This is a genomic window from Streptomyces sp. NPDC042259, assembly GCF_055582085.1.
Map to the genome: position 1 here is coordinate 128,363 of NZ_JBVJDW010000005.1, position 16,643 is coordinate 145,005.

14 protein-coding genes are annotated in these 16,643 nt (G+C 71.6%); 2 read left to right on the forward strand and 12 right to left on the reverse strand.

The window, feature by feature from the left end:
• Positions 1-172: 172 nt before the first annotated feature.
• On the reverse strand, positions 173-1,408 hold the full coding sequence (ftsY, locus tag ACZ6MA_RS16135; RefSeq protein ID WP_469434286.1) for a signal recognition particle-docking protein FtsY: 1,236 nt from the start codon (positions 1,406-1,408) through the stop codon (positions 173-175).
• A gap of 209 nt (positions 1,409-1,617) precedes the next feature.
• Here ftsY and ACZ6MA_RS16140 point away from each other — a divergent pair, with 209 nt between their 5' ends.
• Entirely contained in the window at positions 1,618-3,096 is a 1,479-nt protein-coding gene (locus ACZ6MA_RS16140; protein WP_469434288.1) for a purine-cytosine permease family protein, read from the forward strand.
• Positions 3,097-3,524: 428 nt separating this feature from the next.
• Here the strand turns inward: ACZ6MA_RS16140 and ACZ6MA_RS16145 are convergent, their stop codons facing one another.
• From ACZ6MA_RS16145 to ACZ6MA_RS16160, 4 genes are all read right to left on the reverse strand, one after another.
• Complete coding sequence (locus tag ACZ6MA_RS16145) at positions 3,525-4,943, reverse strand: sugar porter family MFS transporter (RefSeq protein WP_469434289.1); 1,419 nt, start codon at positions 4,941-4,943, stop codon at positions 3,525-3,527.
• Positions 4,944-5,151: 208 nt separating this feature from the next.
• Entirely contained in the window at positions 5,152-8,772 is a 3,621-nt protein-coding gene (gene smc / locus ACZ6MA_RS16150) for a chromosome segregation protein SMC (protein ID WP_469434290.1), read from the reverse strand.
• A 260-nt stretch (positions 8,773-9,032) separates the two neighbouring features.
• Positions 9,033-9,239 carry a hypothetical protein gene (locus ACZ6MA_RS16155; RefSeq protein ID WP_045933597.1) on the reverse strand — a complete coding sequence of 69 codons (207 nt, stop codon included), beginning with the start codon at positions 9,237-9,239 and terminating at the stop codon, positions 9,033-9,035.
• 404 nt (positions 9,240-9,643) lie between these two features.
• The gene (locus tag ACZ6MA_RS16160; RefSeq protein ID WP_469434291.1) at positions 9,644-9,925 is read right to left on the reverse strand and encodes an acylphosphatase; all 282 of its coding nucleotides are present in this window, start codon (positions 9,923-9,925) and stop codon (positions 9,644-9,646) included.
• 375 nt (positions 9,926-10,300) lie between these two features.
• On the opposite strand from ACZ6MA_RS16160, the gene ACZ6MA_RS16165 reads away from it, so the two are divergent.
• Positions 10,301-11,206, forward strand: coding sequence for a CAP domain-containing protein (locus ACZ6MA_RS16165; RefSeq protein ID WP_469434292.1), 906 nt, complete (start codon positions 10,301-10,303; stop codon positions 11,204-11,206).
• Positions 11,207-11,274: 68 nt separating this feature from the next.
• Here ACZ6MA_RS16165 and mutM read toward each other — a convergent pair whose 3' ends face one another.
• From mutM to rsmD, 7 genes are all read right to left on the reverse strand, one after another.
• A complete protein-coding gene (mutM, locus tag ACZ6MA_RS16170) occupies positions 11,275-12,186 on the reverse strand; it encodes a bifunctional DNA-formamidopyrimidine glycosylase/DNA-(apurinic or apyrimidinic site) lyase (RefSeq protein ID WP_469434293.1) in 912 nt (303 codons plus the stop codon).
• 124 nt (positions 12,187-12,310) lie between these two features.
• The gene (gene rnc, locus ACZ6MA_RS16175; protein WP_469434294.1) at positions 12,311-13,156 is read right to left on the reverse strand and encodes a ribonuclease III; all 846 of its coding nucleotides are present in this window, start codon (positions 13,154-13,156) and stop codon (positions 12,311-12,313) included.
• 19 nt (positions 13,157-13,175) lie between these two features.
• Positions 13,176-13,349 (reverse strand): 50S ribosomal protein L32, encoded by a 174-nt coding sequence (gene rpmF / locus ACZ6MA_RS16180; RefSeq protein WP_030087884.1) that lies wholly within the window; start codon positions 13,347-13,349, stop codon positions 13,176-13,178.
• A gap of 2 nt (positions 13,350-13,351) precedes the next feature.
• Positions 13,352-13,945, reverse strand: a complete 594-nt coding sequence (locus tag ACZ6MA_RS16185) for a YceD family protein (RefSeq protein ID WP_356457212.1) — start codon at positions 13,943-13,945, stop codon at positions 13,352-13,354.
• 273 nt (positions 13,946-14,218) lie between these two features.
• Complete coding sequence (locus tag ACZ6MA_RS16190; RefSeq protein WP_469434696.1) at positions 14,219-15,349, reverse strand: ATP synthase F0 subunit B; 1,131 nt, start codon at positions 15,347-15,349, stop codon at positions 14,219-14,221.
• Between the two features lie 111 nt (positions 15,350-15,460).
• The gene (coaD, locus tag ACZ6MA_RS16195; protein WP_469434698.1) at positions 15,461-15,940 is read right to left on the reverse strand and encodes a pantetheine-phosphate adenylyltransferase; all 480 of its coding nucleotides are present in this window, start codon (positions 15,938-15,940) and stop codon (positions 15,461-15,463) included.
• Between the two features lie 26 nt (positions 15,941-15,966).
• Positions 15,967-16,566 carry a 16S rRNA (guanine(966)-N(2))-methyltransferase RsmD gene (rsmD, locus tag ACZ6MA_RS16200; RefSeq protein ID WP_469434295.1) on the reverse strand — a complete coding sequence of 200 codons (600 nt, stop codon included), beginning with the start codon at positions 16,564-16,566 and terminating at the stop codon, positions 15,967-15,969.
• Positions 16,567-16,643 lie beyond the last annotated feature (77 nt).

Sequence of the window (16,643 nt, forward strand, 5' to 3'; positions counted from 1 at the left end):
CACTTGCCCTGGTTCTGACCAGTGGTGGAGAGGGAGGGGGGGGCGGGGCCCCCCCCCCCTCCCTCCCAAACCCCCCCCAAAAAAGGGGGGGGCCCCCTGCCACGGACGGTGTCCGTGGCAGGGCCCTCTCCTGTGGGGTTCCGCCGGGCCGATGCCGGGAGAACCCCGAACCTCACTCGCCGATAAGGGCGTCGACGAACGCCTCCGGCTCGAACGGCGCGAGGTCGTCGGCGCCCTCGCCGAGACCCACCAGCTTCACCGGCACGCCCAGCTCGCGCTGGACCGCGACGACGATGCCGCCCTTGGCGGTGCCGTCCAGCTTGGTCAGGACGATGCCCGTGATGTTCACGACCTCGGCGAACACCCGCGCCTGGATCAGACCGTTCTGTCCGGTGGTGGCGTCCAGCACGAGCAGCACCTCGTCGACCGAGCCGTGCTTCTCCACGACCCGCTTGACCTTGCCCAGCTCGTCCATGAGCCCGGTCTTGGTGTGCAGCCGGCCGGCGGTGTCGATGAGGACGACGTCCGCGCTCTCGGCGATGCCCTCCTTGACCGCGTCGAAGGCGATCGACGCCGGGTCGCCGCCCTCGGGCCCGCGGACCGTACGGGCGCCGACGCGCTCGCCCCAGGTCTGCAGCTGATCGGCGGCGGCGGCGCGGAAGGTGTCCGCCGCGCCGAGGACGACGGACTTGCCGTCGGCGACGAGCACGCGCGCGAGCTTGCCGGTGGTGGTGGTCTTGCCGGTGCCGTTCACCCCGACGACCATGACGACGCCGGGCTTCTCCGCACCGTTCGTGCCCACCCCGGGCTCGGTGTGGACGACGCGGTCGTAGTCGGTGCCGATGAGGGTGAGCAGCTCTTCGCGCAGCAGCTCGCGCAGGCCCTCCGGGGTGCGGGTGCCGAGCACCCGGACCCGCTCGCGCAGCCGCTCCACGAGCTCCTGCGTCGGCGTGACGCCGACGTCGGCGGTGAGCAGGGTGTCCTCGATCTCCTCCCAGGTGTCCTCGTCGAGGTGCTCGCGGGAGAGCAGAGTGAGCAGTCCCTTGCCCAGGGAGTTCTGGGAGCGGGAGAGCCGGGTGCGCAGCCGGACGAGCCGGCCCGCGGTGGGCTCGGGAACCTCGATCTCGGGGGCGGCCGGTGCCTCGGGGGCCTCCGGCGGGGCGACGGGTGCCTCCGCGGCCGGCACCTCGGCCGGCGGCAGGTCCACCTCTTCGATGGTCCGGCGCGGCTCCGCGCGCGGGGTCTCGGCCTCCTCGCCGACGTGTGGCTCGGCGGGCGGCGCGGTAACGGACGGGCTGCTCGGCGGGGCCGGGGGCAGCTGCTTCTTCTTGCGGCTGCTGACCACGAGCCCGCTGATCGCGCCGAGCGCGACCACAGCGATGACTACAGCGAGGATGACGATTTCCATAACGGACCCAGTATCGGACACCGGGGCGCCGGGGCTACTCCACCAACGGTGGCGCGCGTGTTCGATCTTGGTGGTGAGGACCAAAGCCACCAACCCGCCAAAGTTGGAGCAAACTACGGTGGCGTGCGACGATGCGACGCGCGTAGAGTCCCCACGTCCCCCTCTGCCCAGGCTTCCCGCCTCGCTTCACCCGCACGGAGCCCCACCTCATGGACAACGTCGTCCTCGCCGATTCCGAAGGCGCGATAGAAACCCGCGGCATCGAGCCCGTACCGGATCAGGAGCGGCACGGCAGAGTCCGGGAGCTCTTCCCGACCTGGGTCGCGGCCAACATCAGCGTGCTGCTGCTCACCATGGGCGCGGCCCTGGTCGTCTTCAACGCCCTGAACTTCTGGCAGGTGCTGATCGTCGCCGCGTGCGCCGCGCTCGCCTCGTTCGGCATGGTCGGCGTGCTGTCGGTGTCGGGCAAGTGGGGCGGCGCCCCGGGCGCGATGCTCTCCCGCGCGACCTTCGGCGTACGCGGAAACCTCTTCCCGAACGCGATCCTGTGGGTCGCCCGCTTCGGCTGGGAGACCATCAACGCGGTCACCGGCGCGTATGCGGTACTGACCGTTCTTGACCTGCTCTTCGGCATCAAGAGCAACAACGTGCTCATCGTGATCACGCTGTTCCTCTTCGTCGCCTGCACGTTCCTGGTCAGCGGCATGGGCCGCAAGGCGCTGAACGTGTGCAACAAGTGGTCGACGTACCTCTTCGGTGTCTTCAGCGTGCTGGTCCTCGGCTATCTGATCGCCACCATGGACTGGGACGAGGTCTTCTCCAAGCCCGCCGGCACCACGGCCATGATGATCACCGGCATCGGCACGATCGCCGCCGGTGGCATCAGCTGGGTGCCCACCGGTCCGGACTTCACCCGTTACCTGCCGCACGCGGCCTCCGGCAAGAAGATCGTCGGCGCGACGATCTCCGGCGCGGGCCTGGTCATGGTCCCGATGGTGCTGATGGGCGCGGTCATGGCCGTGGCCACCCCGGGCCTCGCCGAGGCCCCGGACCCGGTCTCGTTCCTGGGTGACATCCTGCCGACCTGGCTGGCCGTGCCCTACCTCGTCACGGCGATCGTGGGCATGCTGCTGATCAACAGCCTGTCGATGTACTCGGCCGGCTTCACCGCGCAGACCATGGGCGTGAAGCTGCCCCGCGCCATGGCCGTCAGCATCAACGCCGTGATCTCCCTGGTCGGCGGTCTGCTGCTGATGCTGGTCGCGAAGAGCTTCCTCAGCTCCTTCATCACGTTCCTGATCCTGCTCGCGGTCTCCTTCTCCGCCTGGATCGGCGTCTACGCCGTCGACATGGCCCGCCGTCGGGCACGTGCCGTGCGCTACGACGCGGAGGGCCTCATGGACACCGGCCGCACCAGCCGCTACTGGTACGTGGGCGGCTTCTGCTGGCAGGCGATGACGGCCTGGACGGTCGCCCTGATCGCGGGCATCTGCTTCACGAAGTGCGACTGGTTCACCGGGCCGCTCGCCTCGACGTTCGTCGGAAAGTACGGGCTGAGCTGGGCGGCGACGATCGCCATCTCGGCCGTGCTGATGGCGGTGCTGCCGGCTCCTCGTGAGAACGCTGCTGCCGCCTCTGCGGATGCGGCGGAGGCGGGGGCGGCCTCGCGGGAGAAGTCGGCTGTCTGACCGCCGACGTTCCGTCCCGACGTCCCCTTCGCCGCGCCGCGGCGGAGGGGACGTTTCGCTTGCTGCACCGCCCCTACGGCGGTGAGCGCCCTGCGGGCGCGTCCTCAAGCGCCGGACGGGCTGGATCGGGCCGGCCTCAGCCGTCAGCCTGGCCGGCTGTGGAGAACCGGCACGGCACCCCGTGCGGGGCAGCCCACCGGGCGCCTGAGGACACGGCTCAGCGGCCCGCTCGGCGGTACCCAAGCCCGCCCGGCGCTTGAGGGCACACCACCCCAGCCCGTCCGGCGATTGAGGACGCCGCCGCGCAGCGGTGGTGCGCACGGCACGGACCGGTCCGCGAGTCCCCAAACGTGCGGCAAACACAAACGCGCCCCGGCTCACACGGTGAGCCGGGGCAGCGTCCTTCGAGGAGACGGGCAGCGGGGGGGTTAGCCCATCTCCTCCAGCGCCTTGCCCTTGGTCTCCTTCACAAACTTCAGTACGAAGGGGATCGAGAGCACGGCGAAGACCGCGTAGATGACGTACGTACCCGAGAGGTTCCAGTCCGACAGGCTCGGGAAGCTCGCCGTGATGGCCCAGTTCGCGATCCACTGCGCGGCGGCGGCGACGCCGAGGGCCGCGGCGCGGATCTTGTTCGGGAACATCTCGCCCAGGAAGACCCAGACCACGACGCCCCAGGAGAGGGCGAAGAACAGCACGAACGCGTGGGCCGCGACCAGGGCCACCGTGCCCTGGGTGGTGGGCAGCGAGCCGTCCGCCGCCTGGGCGGAGAAGGCCCAGGCCTCCAGGGCGAGGGAAAGGGCCATACCGGCCGAGCCGACGAGGGCGAGCGGGCGACGGCCGACCCGGTCGACGAAGATCATCGCGATCACGGTGCCGACGATGTTGATGATCGACGTGGTGAACGAGTAGAGGAACGAGTCACTCGGGTCGATGCCCACCGACTGCCAGAGGGTCGCCGAGTAGTAGAAGGCGACGTTGATGCCGACGAGCTGCTGGAAGACCGAGAGGCCGATGCCGACCCAGACGATGGGCAGGAAGCCCGCCTTGGAGCCGAGGAGGTCCTTGAACGACGACTTGTGCTCGCTGCGCATCGCCAGCTCGATCTCGTTGACGCGCGCGTCGAGGTCGACGTGGCTGCCCTCGACGTCGGCCAGGACGGCCTTCGCCTTGTCGATCTTGTTGACCGAGATCAGGAAGCGGGGCGACTCGGGGATCGCGAAGGAGAGCAGGCCGTAGAGCACGGCCGGGACGACCATCACGCCGAGCATCAGCTGCCAGGCCTCTATGCCCATCAGCTTGCCGCGCTGGTCACCGTCGGCGAGGTTGAGGATGCCCCAGTTGACCAGCTGCGAGACGGCGATGCCGACCACGATCGCGGCCTGCTGGAAGGAGCCGAGGCGACCGCGGTAGGCGGGCGGCGAGACCTCGGCGATGTAGGCCGGGCCGATGACCGAGGCCATGCCGATCGCGATGCCGCCGAGCACCCGCCAGAAGGCGAGGTCCCACAGGGCGAACGGCAGGGCCGAGCCCACCGCGCTGATCGTGAACAGGGTCGCGGAGATCTGCATCACGCGGATCCGGCCGATGCGGTCGGCGATCCGGCCCGCGGTGGCGGCGCCGATCGCGCAGCCGATCAGGGCGATGGCGATGACCTGGGCGAGGGCGGCGGAACCGATGTCGTACTTACCGCGGATGCCCTCGACCGCGCCGTTGATCACGGAGCTGTCGTAGCCGAAGAGAAAGCCACCCATGGCCGCGGCCGCGGTGATGAAAATGACGTGGCCGAGGTGGTCCGGCTGGGCCTTGCGGCCCTCGGACCCCTGCGCCGTCGCAGTGCTGGTCAACGTGTACTCCTGAGACCCGGCCGCGTTGCCGGGCGTGGGGGGCTGGCCCTTCCAGTGGGACACGGGGCATCGGCACCCACCACTGAAAGGTAAAAGCAACGTTGCAGACCCTATGCCTTCAACTTTCGAAGTCAATAGGTCGTAACCAAGAAGTTTCCTGTGAGTTTGGCCGTGCTTGAGTTCAACACTTGAACTAGAGGGTTTTTGATCATCGAAGTCGCTGGCTGATGACCTTCGAGACGCCGTCGCCCTGCATGGAGACCCCGTACAGCGCGTCGGCCACCTCCATCGTCCGCTTCTGGTGCGTGATCACGATCAGCTGGGAACTCTCCTGGAGCTCTTCCATGATCCCGATCAGCCGCTGCAGGTTGGTGTCGTCCAGTGCCGCCTCCACCTCGTCCATCACGTAGAACGGGCTCGGCCGCGCCTTGAAGATCGCCACCAGCAGCGCCACCGCGGTCAGCGACCGTTCGCCGCCCGACAGCAGTGACAACCGCTTGACCTTCTTGCCCGGCGGCCGGGCCTCCACGTCCACGCCGGTGGACAGCATGTCGTCCGGGTCGGTGAGCACCAGCCTGCCCTCGCCGCCGGGGAACAAACGCGCGAAGACGCCCTCGAACTCCCGGGCCGTGTCGTGGTAGGCCGCAGTGAAGACCTCCTCGACCCGCCGGTCGACGTCCTTCACCACCTGGAGCAGATCGGAGCGCGTCTTCTTCAGGTCTTCAAGCTGCTCCGAGAGGAACTGGTGCCGCTCCTCGAGGGCCGCGAATTCCTCCAGCGCGAGCGGATTCACCTTGCCGAGTTGCTGGTACGCCCGCTCGGCCGCGCGCAACCGCTTCTCCTGTTCGGCCCGTACGTACGGCACGGGCTGGTTCCTCGGGTGGCCGGGGTCCTCGGGCAGTTCCTCGCCCTCGGCGGCGGGCGAGGGCGGCACGGGCAGCTCCGGGCCGTACTCGGCGACGAGAGCGGCCGGCTCGACGCCGAGTTCCTCCAGGGCCTTGGCCTCCAGCTGTTCGATGCGCAGCCGCTTCTCCGCGCCCAGCACCTCGCCCCGGTGCACCGAGTCCGTCAGCTTGTCCAGCTCGGCCTTGAGTTCCCGCGCCCGGTTCCGCTCGACGACCAGCTCCCGTTCCCGCTCGGCCTTCGCCGTCTCCGCGGTCCGCCGCTCCTCGTCGGCCCGGACGAGCGACACCTCGACGTGCGCCAGCAGCTGCCGCGCCCCGGCGGCCACGGCGGTGGCGACCCGGGCCTCGTGGCGCAGCCGCGCCCGGCGCTGTTCGGCCCGGGCGCGGGCCTCCCGCTCGGCACGGGCCGCCCGGTCGAGGGCCTCCGCCCGGCCGGCGAGGCCCTTGACCCGCTCCTCGTGCGTTCGGACCTGGAGCCGTGCCTCCATCTCCGTCTGCCGCGCGTTGGCGCCGTCGGCGGCGAGCCGGTCGCGCACGGACGAGTCCGGCTCGTCCGCCACTTCGTCCCCGTCGGCGGCCGACTCTTCCGCGACGGCCAGTTGCTCGGCCAGTTCCGCGGCCTCCTCGGTGGCCCGTTCGAGCGCCTCGACGGCGCGCTCGGCCGCCGCGGCCGTGCGTCCGGCCTCACCGGCCGCCGCCCGCGCCTGGCCCGCGAGCCGTCCGAGGTCCTGGGCGATCCGCGACGTGTCCCGGTCCGCGGCACTCCGCAGAGCCGCCAGTTCCTCGACCCGGTCGGCGCACTCGGCGCGCCGCCCGGCGGCGGCCCGCAGCGCGGCGTCCAGTTCCGCGCACCGCGCGTCCAGCTCGGTCAGCTCGGCCGTCGCCTCGTCGACGGCCGCCTGGACCTCCAGCAGACTCGGCGCCCCACCGGATCCGCCGTGCGCGAAGTGCGCGCCGAGCACGTCGCCTTCGGTGGTCACGGCGGTCAGCTCCGGCCGGGCCGTCACCAGTTCCTCGGCGTCCTCCAGGGTGGCGACGACCACGACGTCACGCAGCAGCCGGCGTACGGCGGGCATCAATTCCGCCGGGCCGCGCAGCAGTTCCGCCGCCGGGCGCGGGGCGCCTGGCTGCCGGGCGGCGCCGTCGGCCCCCGCCGGAACCGCGTCCGCTCCCCCAGTGCCCTCGGGGGCCTCGGGTGCCCGCGTCGCCATCGACACCAGCAGTGCCGCGCGGCCCGCGTCCTCCTTGCGGAGCAGGCGCAGGGCTTCGACCGCCGTGGCGGTGTCCGTGACGGCGATCGCGTCGGCCGCGGCGCCGAGGGCGGCGGCGACGGGCAGCTCGTATCCGGGGGTGACGGTGAGCAGTTCCGCGGCCGGGCCCAGCAGTCCGGACAAACGATCCTTCGCCGCCAGCAGCGTGCCCGTTCCGTCCTTGCGGCGCAGGCCCAGGGCGAGCGCGTCCCGGCGGGCCGCGAGCGCCGCGCGCCGCCGCTCCGCGTCCGTCGCCGCCTCGCGGGCCGCGTTGAGCCCGGCCTCCGCGGCGGCCAGCTCGTGCTTCGCGCTGTCGTGCCGGCCGGCCAGCTCGGCGTCGTCCGCGCCGCGGCCGTCCACCTCGCTCTGCCGGGCCGCGTACGCGGCCTCGGCCTCGGCGGCCCGTTGCCCGGCCTCGTCGCGGGCGGCGGCCAGCCGGTCGCACTCCGCCTGGGCGGAGGCGACCCTGCCGCGGGCGGTGGTGGCCCGGCCGTGCAGCCGGGCGAGGTGTTCGCGGCGGTCGGCGATGGCGCGGGCGGCGTCCTTCAGGCGCCGTTCCTCCTGCGTCAGCCGTCGCTCCAGCTCGGCGCGGTGCTCGGCCGTGTCCTGGAGCGCCCGGTTCGCCGCCTCCAACGCGGCCTCCAGCTCGGCTTCCTGCTCGCGGACCCGCGCCGCCTCGCGTTCCAGGTCCTCCGGGTCGCGACCGCGCCGCTCCTCCTCGGGGGCGGTGGTCGCGCTGGTGACCCGCGCGTCCGCGAGGCTCACCGTGCCCCGCACACGTTCGGCGAGCCGGGAGAGTTCGTACCAGGTCTGCTGTGCCTGTCCCAGCCGCGGCGTCAGCGTCCGGACCCGCTCCTCCAACGCCGCCTCGCGGTCGGTCGCCGCCCGCAGCTCCGTCTCCACGGCCTCCCTGCGGCTCTTGAGCGCGGCCTCGTCCGCGATCTCGGCGCGCAGCGCCTCGCGCAGGGTCACCAGGTCGTCGGCGAGCAGCCGCAGCCGGGCGTCCCGCAGATCGGCCTGGATGACGGCGGCGCGGCGGGCCACGGCGGCCTGCCGGCCGAGCGGTTTGAGCTGGCGGCGGAGTTCGTCGGTCAGGTCCTGGACGCGGGCGAGATTGGCACGCATCGCGTCGAGCTTGCGCAGCGCCTTCTCCTTGCGCTTGCGGTGCTTGAGGACGCCCGCCGCCTCCTCGATGAACGCGCGGCGCCCGGTCGGGTCGGCGTGCAGCACGGAGTCGAGCTGCCCCTGACCGACGATGACGTGCATCTCGCGGCCGATGCCGGAGTCGGAGAGGAGTTCCTGGATGTCCAGGAGGCGGCAGGTGTCACCGTTGAGCTGGTACTCGCTGCCACCGTTGCGGAACATGATCCGCGTGATGGTCACTTCCGCGTAGTCGATGGGAAGCACACCGTCGGAGTTGTCGATGGTGAGCGAGACCTCGGCGCGGCCCAGCGGGGGTCTGCCGGTCGTTCCGGCGAAGATGACGTCTTCCATCTTGCCGCCGCGCAACGACTTGGCGCCCTGCTCGCCCATGACCCAGGAAAGCGCGTCCACGACATTGGACTTTCCCGAACCATTGGGGCCCACGACGCAGGTGATGCCGGGTTCGAAGCGCAGCGTCGTGGCCGAGGCGAAGGATTTGAACCCACGCAGGGTCAGGCTCTTGAGGTGCACGCGGTGGGACTCTACCGCCCGCCCGTCTTCCCTCGCGTGCTGGCACGAGGCCGGGGCGACACCGCGTCTTCATTTCGGTTTCACCCGGGAAAGCGCAGGGCACATCAGACGTGAGGGGGGCGGCGCGGCGAAAATCGGACAGGTGCCCATACGGGGCGGCGGCCGGGGGGCCAACGACGAAGGGACGCCGAAGCGTCCCTTGCAGATCACAAGCGGCTGACAGTGCAGCCTGACCATACCCCCGTAGGAAGGGCTCGGGGTCAGGCGAGCGCAGGCTCCGCCTGGGGTACGTCGATGCTGTCGAGCAACGAGTCGCCGTGGTGCGCGGCGGCGGACAGTGCGTCGTTCTCGGCCTGCATCCGAATCAGCTCGGATTCGAGGTCCTGGACACGCTGCTGAAGCCGTCGCATCTCGGAGAGGACTCGGGGGTCGGAACCGCCGACGTAACCGAGAAGCGCCTTTGCCATGATGGATGGTCCTCCACACTGAGTGACCGACCGAAGCGGTGTGGGTCGTGAGGGAATCGCACCCGCGGTGTCTGCCATCAGCTACTGCGGTGCTCAATGCCAAACAGTTAAGGTGCGCGGGGCTTCCAGAGTCTCACCAAAAGGTTTGACGGTCAACACGATCACACCCCGTATCCACGGGCGTCCCAGGGGTGCGCGGCGGCGAATGCGCGGCGCTTTCCGCTCCCGGGGCCCAGGGGGGCGTGGAGATCATCCGTTGCCTTGCAGCCTTCCACGACGGGGCCGAGTTGGCAACCATCAGGCAATTTCTCCCGAGCGAATATGCCATTGGCATATGAATACGCCTTCCATGCCCCGTCGAATCACTTCGCTTCACCCCGGAAAGCGCTTTCCGGGCCGTCCGGTCAGCGGATCTCGAACCCCCCATAACCACCCTTGGGTGTGGCCCAGATCTCGGTGACACCGTCCACGCGCCCGGGCGTGTCTCCGTCGCGGAGCCAGTCGAGCAAGCGTTCGCACCGATCGCGGGGGCCCTCCGCGACCACCTGGACGCGTCCGTCGTCGAGGTTCGAGGCAAAGCCGATCAGATTACCGATGCCCAGAGCGTTCTCCCGCGTGAACCATCGGAAGCCCACGCCCTGCACATGACCACGAACCCAGGCGGTAAGACGGACATTCTCGTTCATGTCTGCACGTTAACCGGGCAATTGCGTAGGTAGCACCTCCGCCCCCCATGTCTTGGCGTACAGTCGCCGCTCGTTAAGACTCCGCCGTACGAGTGACGCACGATGACGCCGAGCACGTAAGGAAGGCAGCGGATGGGTCGCCATCGACGCTCTGCCCCCGAGAACTCCGACGACACGGCCGCGATTCCCCAGGCAGCCGGCGCGCCCTTGACGAGCGGGTCGACCGAACGCAGCGATCCGAACGCACCGACGCAACAGTTCACCAGGCCCTTCCCGGCGAACTCCCGCAGTCCCTTCGGCGCCTCCGTCCCCGCGGCCGGCACCGGACGGCACCGGAGCCCCCGCCGCGGGGCCCGGAGCCGGGCGAAGGGACCGGTGCGGACGGGACTGCTGGGCGCGTCCGCCGCGATGGCGATGGGCGCCGTCGTGGTGGCCTCCGGGCTGCTGCCGAGCGCCAGTGACACCTACACGCTCAACAGCGGCACCGGCAGCGAGAGCGCCCGGGGCGAACTGCGGGCCGAAGAGCCGCCCGAACCCGACCTGCCACCCGACCTCGGCGAGGACCTCCCCCGCGACCTCCTCGCCCAACGCCCCCGGCACGTGGGGCCCTTGGAGCGGGGGTGGCTCCCCGGGCACCGGGAGGCCGAGGCCCCGCCCACCCCGCCGGCCGCCCCCTCGGCCGCTCCCTCGGCGGCCCCGTGGCGGGAGCCGGCGCCCGAGCCCTCGGCGGCCGCCACCCCGTCGCCCCGGGAGACCGGCGTCGGCGCCGACCCACGCGAGGGGCAGGCGCCGCCGGAAGCGGCCCGGCCGGCCGCGGAGCCGTCCGCCCCGCCCTCCGCGTCCTCGCCGCCCCGGGCCGAGGACGCCGCGGCGCCGGACGCCGCCCGGGCGATCGCGGCACCCCGGGCCTCGGTCGCCGCCCATCTGCTCGCCCTGGTGAACCGGGAGCGGGTACGGGCGGGCCGCCGCCCGGTCCGCGCCGACACCCGGCTGGCCCGCCTCGCCCAGGACTTCAGCGAGGACATGGCCAAGCGGGGCTTCTTCGCCCACACCGACCCGGACGGCCGGACGCCCTGGGAGCGGGCCGCCCAGCGCGGCATCACCACGCTCGGCGGGGAGAACATCGCCCGTGGCCACAGTGACGCGGAAGCCGTGATGGAAGCCTGGATGCGCAGCCCCGGCCACCGGCGGAACATCCTGAACGGCGACTACCGGACGCTGGGCATCGGCGTGTACGACGGCCCGGGGGGTCCGTGGTGGACACAGGACTTCGGATACTGAGGGAGCGCCCCTCGCCCTGACCGGCGGCAGAACGTCCTCACCGCCGGACGGGCCGGACCGGTGGCCGTCTAGGACACGCGGGGCGGGCGCTGGCAGCGCGGGCAGAAGTAGCTGGACCGGTTCATCCACGGACGGCGGCGCATGGCCGTGCCGCAGCGGCGGCAGGGCTCGTCCTCGCGCCCGTAGGCGTCCAACGACCGGTCGAAGTAGCCGGATTCGCCGTTCACATTGACGTAGAGGCTGTCGAAGCTGGTGCCGCCGACGGCGAGGGCCGCGTGCATGACATCACGGATGTGGGTGAGCAGCTCGGCGCTGCGCGGCCGGGTCAGGGTCGCGGTGGGCCGGTCGTAGTGCAGCCGGGCGCGCCACAGCGCCTCGTCGGCGTAGATGTTGCCCACGCCGCTGATCAGCGACTGGTCCAGCAGGGCCCGCTTGAGGGTCGTACGGCGGCGGCGCAGCGCCGCGTGGAAGGCGTCCTCGTCGAAGGCGGGGTCGAGGGGGTCGCGGGCGATGTGCGCGATGACGTCGGGGAGCCCGTCGGGGTCGCCCGGGACGGTGTCGTGCAGCGACAGGCCGCCGAAGGTGCGCTGGTCGACGAAGCGCAGCTCGGTGCCGGTGGTGTCGGCGAAGCGGATCCGGATGCGCAGGTGCTTCTCGTCGAGCGCGTCGTGCGGCTGGACGAGGAGCTGGCCGCTCATGCCGAGATGGGCGAGGACGGCCCGGTCGGGAGCGGCCGCGCGGGACGTCCCGGCGGGGGGCCCGTCGGGGGTCTCGGCTTCGAGGGGCAGCCAGAGGTATTTGCCGCGGCGCCGGGCGGCGCCGAGCCGGCGCCCGCGCAGTTGCGCGGCGAAGTCGTCGGGTCCGGCGAGATGGCGGCGGATCGCGCGGGGGTGCAGCACGGCCACGTCGGCGACCGTGCGGTCGCGGACCCAGCGCTCCAGCCCGCGTCGTACGACCTCGACCTCGGGCAGTTCGGGCACGGTGCTCCTCCGGAGGGGTTCGCCGGGATTCGCCGGGGTGATCGGCCCCGCGCTGCCGCGACCGCCGGCCGGGCTCGGCGAACCGAGCCCGGCCGGCGGTCGGGGTGCGTCACGGGGCGGCGCTTCAGTGCGAAGCGCCCTGCGCGCCGTCCGTCGCGGCCTCGGCCGCCACGCCGTCGGCGGGCGTCTCGACCGCCGGGGCGGGGGCGGCCTCGGCCGCCGTCCGCGCGGCCGAGGCACGGGCCTCCGCCGCTTCGTGGATGGCGCGCCAGGCGGACTCCGCCGCCTGCTGCTCCGCTTCCTTCTTGCTGCGGCCGGTGCCGGTGCCGTACGCGACACCACCGACGCGGGCAGCAGCCGTGAAGGTCTTCTCGTGGTCGGGACCCGTCTCGGAGACCAGGTATTCGGGAACGCCCAGCCCCTCCGTCGCGGTCAGCTCCTGGAGGCTGGTCTTCCAGTCCAGGCCGGCCCCGAGGTTCGAGGACTTCTCGATCAGCGGGTCGAAGAGCCGGTGCACCAGTTCGGCGGCGGCTTCGAGGCCCTGGTCGAGATAGACCGCACCGATCACCGCTTCCAGGGTGTCGGCGAGGATGGACGCCTTGTCCCGGCCGCCCGTGCCCTCTTCACCGCGGCCGAGCCGGATGAAGGAACCGAGTTCAAGGCCGCGACCGACCTCCGCCAGCGCACGCGAGTTGACCACCGCGGCCCGCAGCTTGGCCAGCTGGCCTTCGGGCAGATCGGGGTGGATGCGGTACAGCGTGTCCGTGACCACCAGACCGAGCACGGAATCCCCGAGGAATTCCAGCCGCTCGTTGGTGGGCAGACCGCCGTTCTCGTATGCGAAGGAACGGTGGGTCAGTGCACGCACCAGAAGGGCGGTCTCGAGTCTGTACCCGAGCCGCCCTTCCAGAAGCGTGTGAGACGAGGCCGTGTCCGCCGGCGCCTTCTTCGGCGTAATGGCGTCTGACATGAAGCCTGTCACCCGCCGATCAGACCTCGAGGACCTGGCGCTTGTTGTAGGTGCCGCAGCTGGGGCACGCGATGTGCTGCAGCTTCGGCTCGTGGCAGCTAGCGCATGCCACCAGGGTGGGGACCGCAGCCTTCCACTGCGACCGGCGGTGGCGCGTGTTGCTGCGCGACATCTTCCGCTTCGGAACAGCCACGGCTACTTCTCCTGTGAGTCATCCCCGCCGGAGCGGGGTGCGTTGTCCATCTCGCCGTCCTGGTTGGACCCGGCGAGGCCCTGCAGTGCCGCCCAACGAATGTCGACGGACTCGTGATGGTGGTCCAGGTCGTCCGCCAGTCGCGCGCCGCACTCGGCGCACAGACCCGGGCAGTCTTCCTGGCACACCGGCTGCAGCGGCAGTGCGAGCACCACCGCGTCGCGCAGCACGGGTTCGAGGTCGAACAGGTCGCCCTCGAGGAAGAGCATGTCCTCCTCTTCCTCGGCGTCGTCGCCGGTGTCCGCGGGGCGGCTCCGGTCGTCGGCGTCGGGGTAGGAGAACATCTCCTGGAAGTCCACTTCGAGCTCACGCTCAAGCGGCTCCAGACACCTTACGCACTCCCCTGTCAGCGGTGCACGGGCGGTGCCTGTGACAAGCACCCCTTCCATGACCGACTCCAGCCGGAGGTCGAGCTCCACGGTCGCGCCCTCGGCGACCCCGATGACCTCGATGCCGAGGTCCTGGGGGGCCGGAATGGAGCGGGAGACCCTCTTCAGCGCACCGGGACGCCGACCCAGCTCACGTGTGTCGAACACGAGAGGGGCACGGTGATCGAGGCGGGTGTTCAGGGCTTCCTGCTTTCTACACTGCGGCGACGACGGCCCGGCGCTGAATGCGCTGAGGGCAGCCGAGATCGCGAACGTACACGCGACCGAAGAGCCAGGATACTGGACGGGCCGCCGTAGACCCAATCCGCACCCGCGAGGGGCGGCCGGGCCGCCGACGGGCGGCACCCGGTCCGGACCAGGTCAAGCCTGGCGGACGGAACCGGTCCGGTTTCACCCTACGGGGGCGGCCGCGGCCACGGGTCACCGGCCCTGCTCGTACCGCCGGAGCTGGTCGAGGTCGATCATGCTCGTGTCGAAGAGGCTCGTCTCGTCGAGCGAGCCGCCGCCTTGCTGCGGCACCGGGGGCTGCGGCGCGGACGGCTGCGGCGCGGTCTGCGCGGGCACGTACCCGCCGTGCGGGTCGTACCCACCGTGAGCCCCGTGGCCCCCATGCCCCCCGTGGCCTTCCTGGCCCGCGCCCTGGCCGCCGTCGTAGGGGGTCCAGGCGTACGGGTCCTGCTGGTAGCCCCCGTGGGCCGCGTACGGATCCGCCTGGGGGGTGTAGTGCTGCTGGTACTCGTACGGGTCCTGCTGGGCGTAGCCGCCCACGGGCGCGTAGTAGTCCTCCCGGGGCGGCGCGGGGGGCGGCACGGCCGGCCCCTGGGAGGCGGCCAGCTCGGAGAGGAAGTCGGCGTCGCTGGTGTGATGGCCGGCGGGAAGACCCTCCTGGGCGGCCATGTGCGCGCCCAGCTCGTCGGCCGGCCGGGCCCCGAGCAGCTTCTCGCGGCCCTTGCCCACGGCTTCGAGCGTCTTGGCCAGCACCGCGGCGACCGCGCCGAGCTTGGCGTCCACGTAGGCGTCGGCGTTCATCCGCTGGGTCCGGGGGTCGGCACTGCGTTCGGGGGCGTCCTCGGCCAGGCCGCCGGAGGGCCCGTACCCCGCGTCGTCCGCGTGACCGAGCAGCTTCTCGCGGCCGCGGTCGACGGAACCGATGGTCTTGGTGAGGACGACCTCGAAGTTGGCGAGCTTGCTGTCGACGTAGTCGTCGGCCTCCGCGCGGATCTCGTCGGCCTCCCGGCGGGCCTCCGCCAGGATGCGGTCGGCCTCCTCCTGGGACTGCCGGGCGACCTCGGTGTCGGAGATCAGCGACCCTCGATGGGCGCGCGCGGACTCGATGATCCGCTCGGCCTCCTCGCGCGCGTCCGCCACGAGCTGCTCCCGGCCGCCGATCAGCTCCCGCGCCTGGGCGAGGGAGCCGGGCAGGGCGGCCCGCACCTCTTCGAGCAGGGCGAGCAGCTCGGCCCGGTTGACCACACAGGAGGCCGACATGGGCATGGACCGGGCGCCGGAGACGGTCGCGACGATCTCGTCGAGCTTCTTCTGCACGTCCACCTTGGCGCTCGCCACTCTCTTTTGACGGATGGGCACGAACGGGGACGACTGTACGGCCAGCGGCCCCCGCCCGGCACCCACCGGCGGCGCGTCATCGGTACGGCCGGTACGTCAGCGCTGGGCGAGCCGCTCGGTGAGCGATTCCAGCACCAGCGGCGGCACCAGATGGGAGACGTCGCCGCCCCAGGCCGCCACCTCCTTGACGAGGCTGGAGGAGAGGAAGCTGTAGGTGGGGTTGGTGGGGACGAAGAGGGTCTCCACGCCCGAGAGCCCGTTGTTCATCTGGGCCATCTGCAGCTCGTAGTCGAAGTCGCTCACCGCCCGCAGCCCCTTGACGATGGCGGGGATCTCACGCTGCTTGCAGAAGTCCACGAGCAGACCGTGGAAGGACTCCACCCGCACATTGCCGTACTCGGCGGTTACCTGGCGGAGCAGCTCTATCCGCTCCTCCACGGTGAACAGGCCCTCCTTGGACTTGTTCACCATCACTGCGACGTGCACGACGTCGTACAGCCTGGAAGCCCGGGCGATGATGTCGAGATGTCCATTGGTGACGGGGTCGAACGACCCCGGACAGACGGCGCGGCGCAACGGTGGTTCCTCGCTCTCCGGTCCATTCATGACGTGCACGGAGCCGGGTCGGCGGTGCGCGTCGAGGCGGCGCGACCGTACCAAAGCGTCCCCTCGCCGTAGCGACGGGCCCTCAGGGCGTCGAAGCCGTCCGGCCAGGGGAATTCCCCTCCCCTGGTGCTCCGCTCCACAGTGACCAGCGCGTCGTCCGCGAGCCACCCCCCGGCACGCAGTGTGAGGAGGATCTCGCACAGTTCGGCGTCGGTGACGGCGTAGGGCGGGTCGAGGAAGACCACGTCGTAGGGGCTCCCCGGGGCGGCACCGGCGACGACCTGTTCGGCCTTGCCGCTGCGCACCTCGGCACCGGGCAGACCGACCGCGCGGACGTTGTCCCGGATGGTGCGGACCGCGCGGGCGTCGGCCTCCACCAGCAGGGCGTGCTCGGCACCCCGCGAGAGCGCCTCCAGGCCGACGGCGCCCGAACCGCCGTAGAGATCCAGGACCCGGCTGCCCTCCAGGGTGCCGTGCAGCGACTCCCAGGTGGAGAACAGGCCCTCGCGCGCCCGGTCGGAGGTCGGGCGGGTGCCAGTGCCCGGCGGTACGGCCAGGCGGCGTCCGCCGGCGGTGCCGGCGATCACGCGGGTCATGGGGTCCTCGGTCCTTCGCGATGGGATGACGGGCTGACGGGTGACGGGCCGCCCCGGTGAACGGTGGCCCGCCCCAT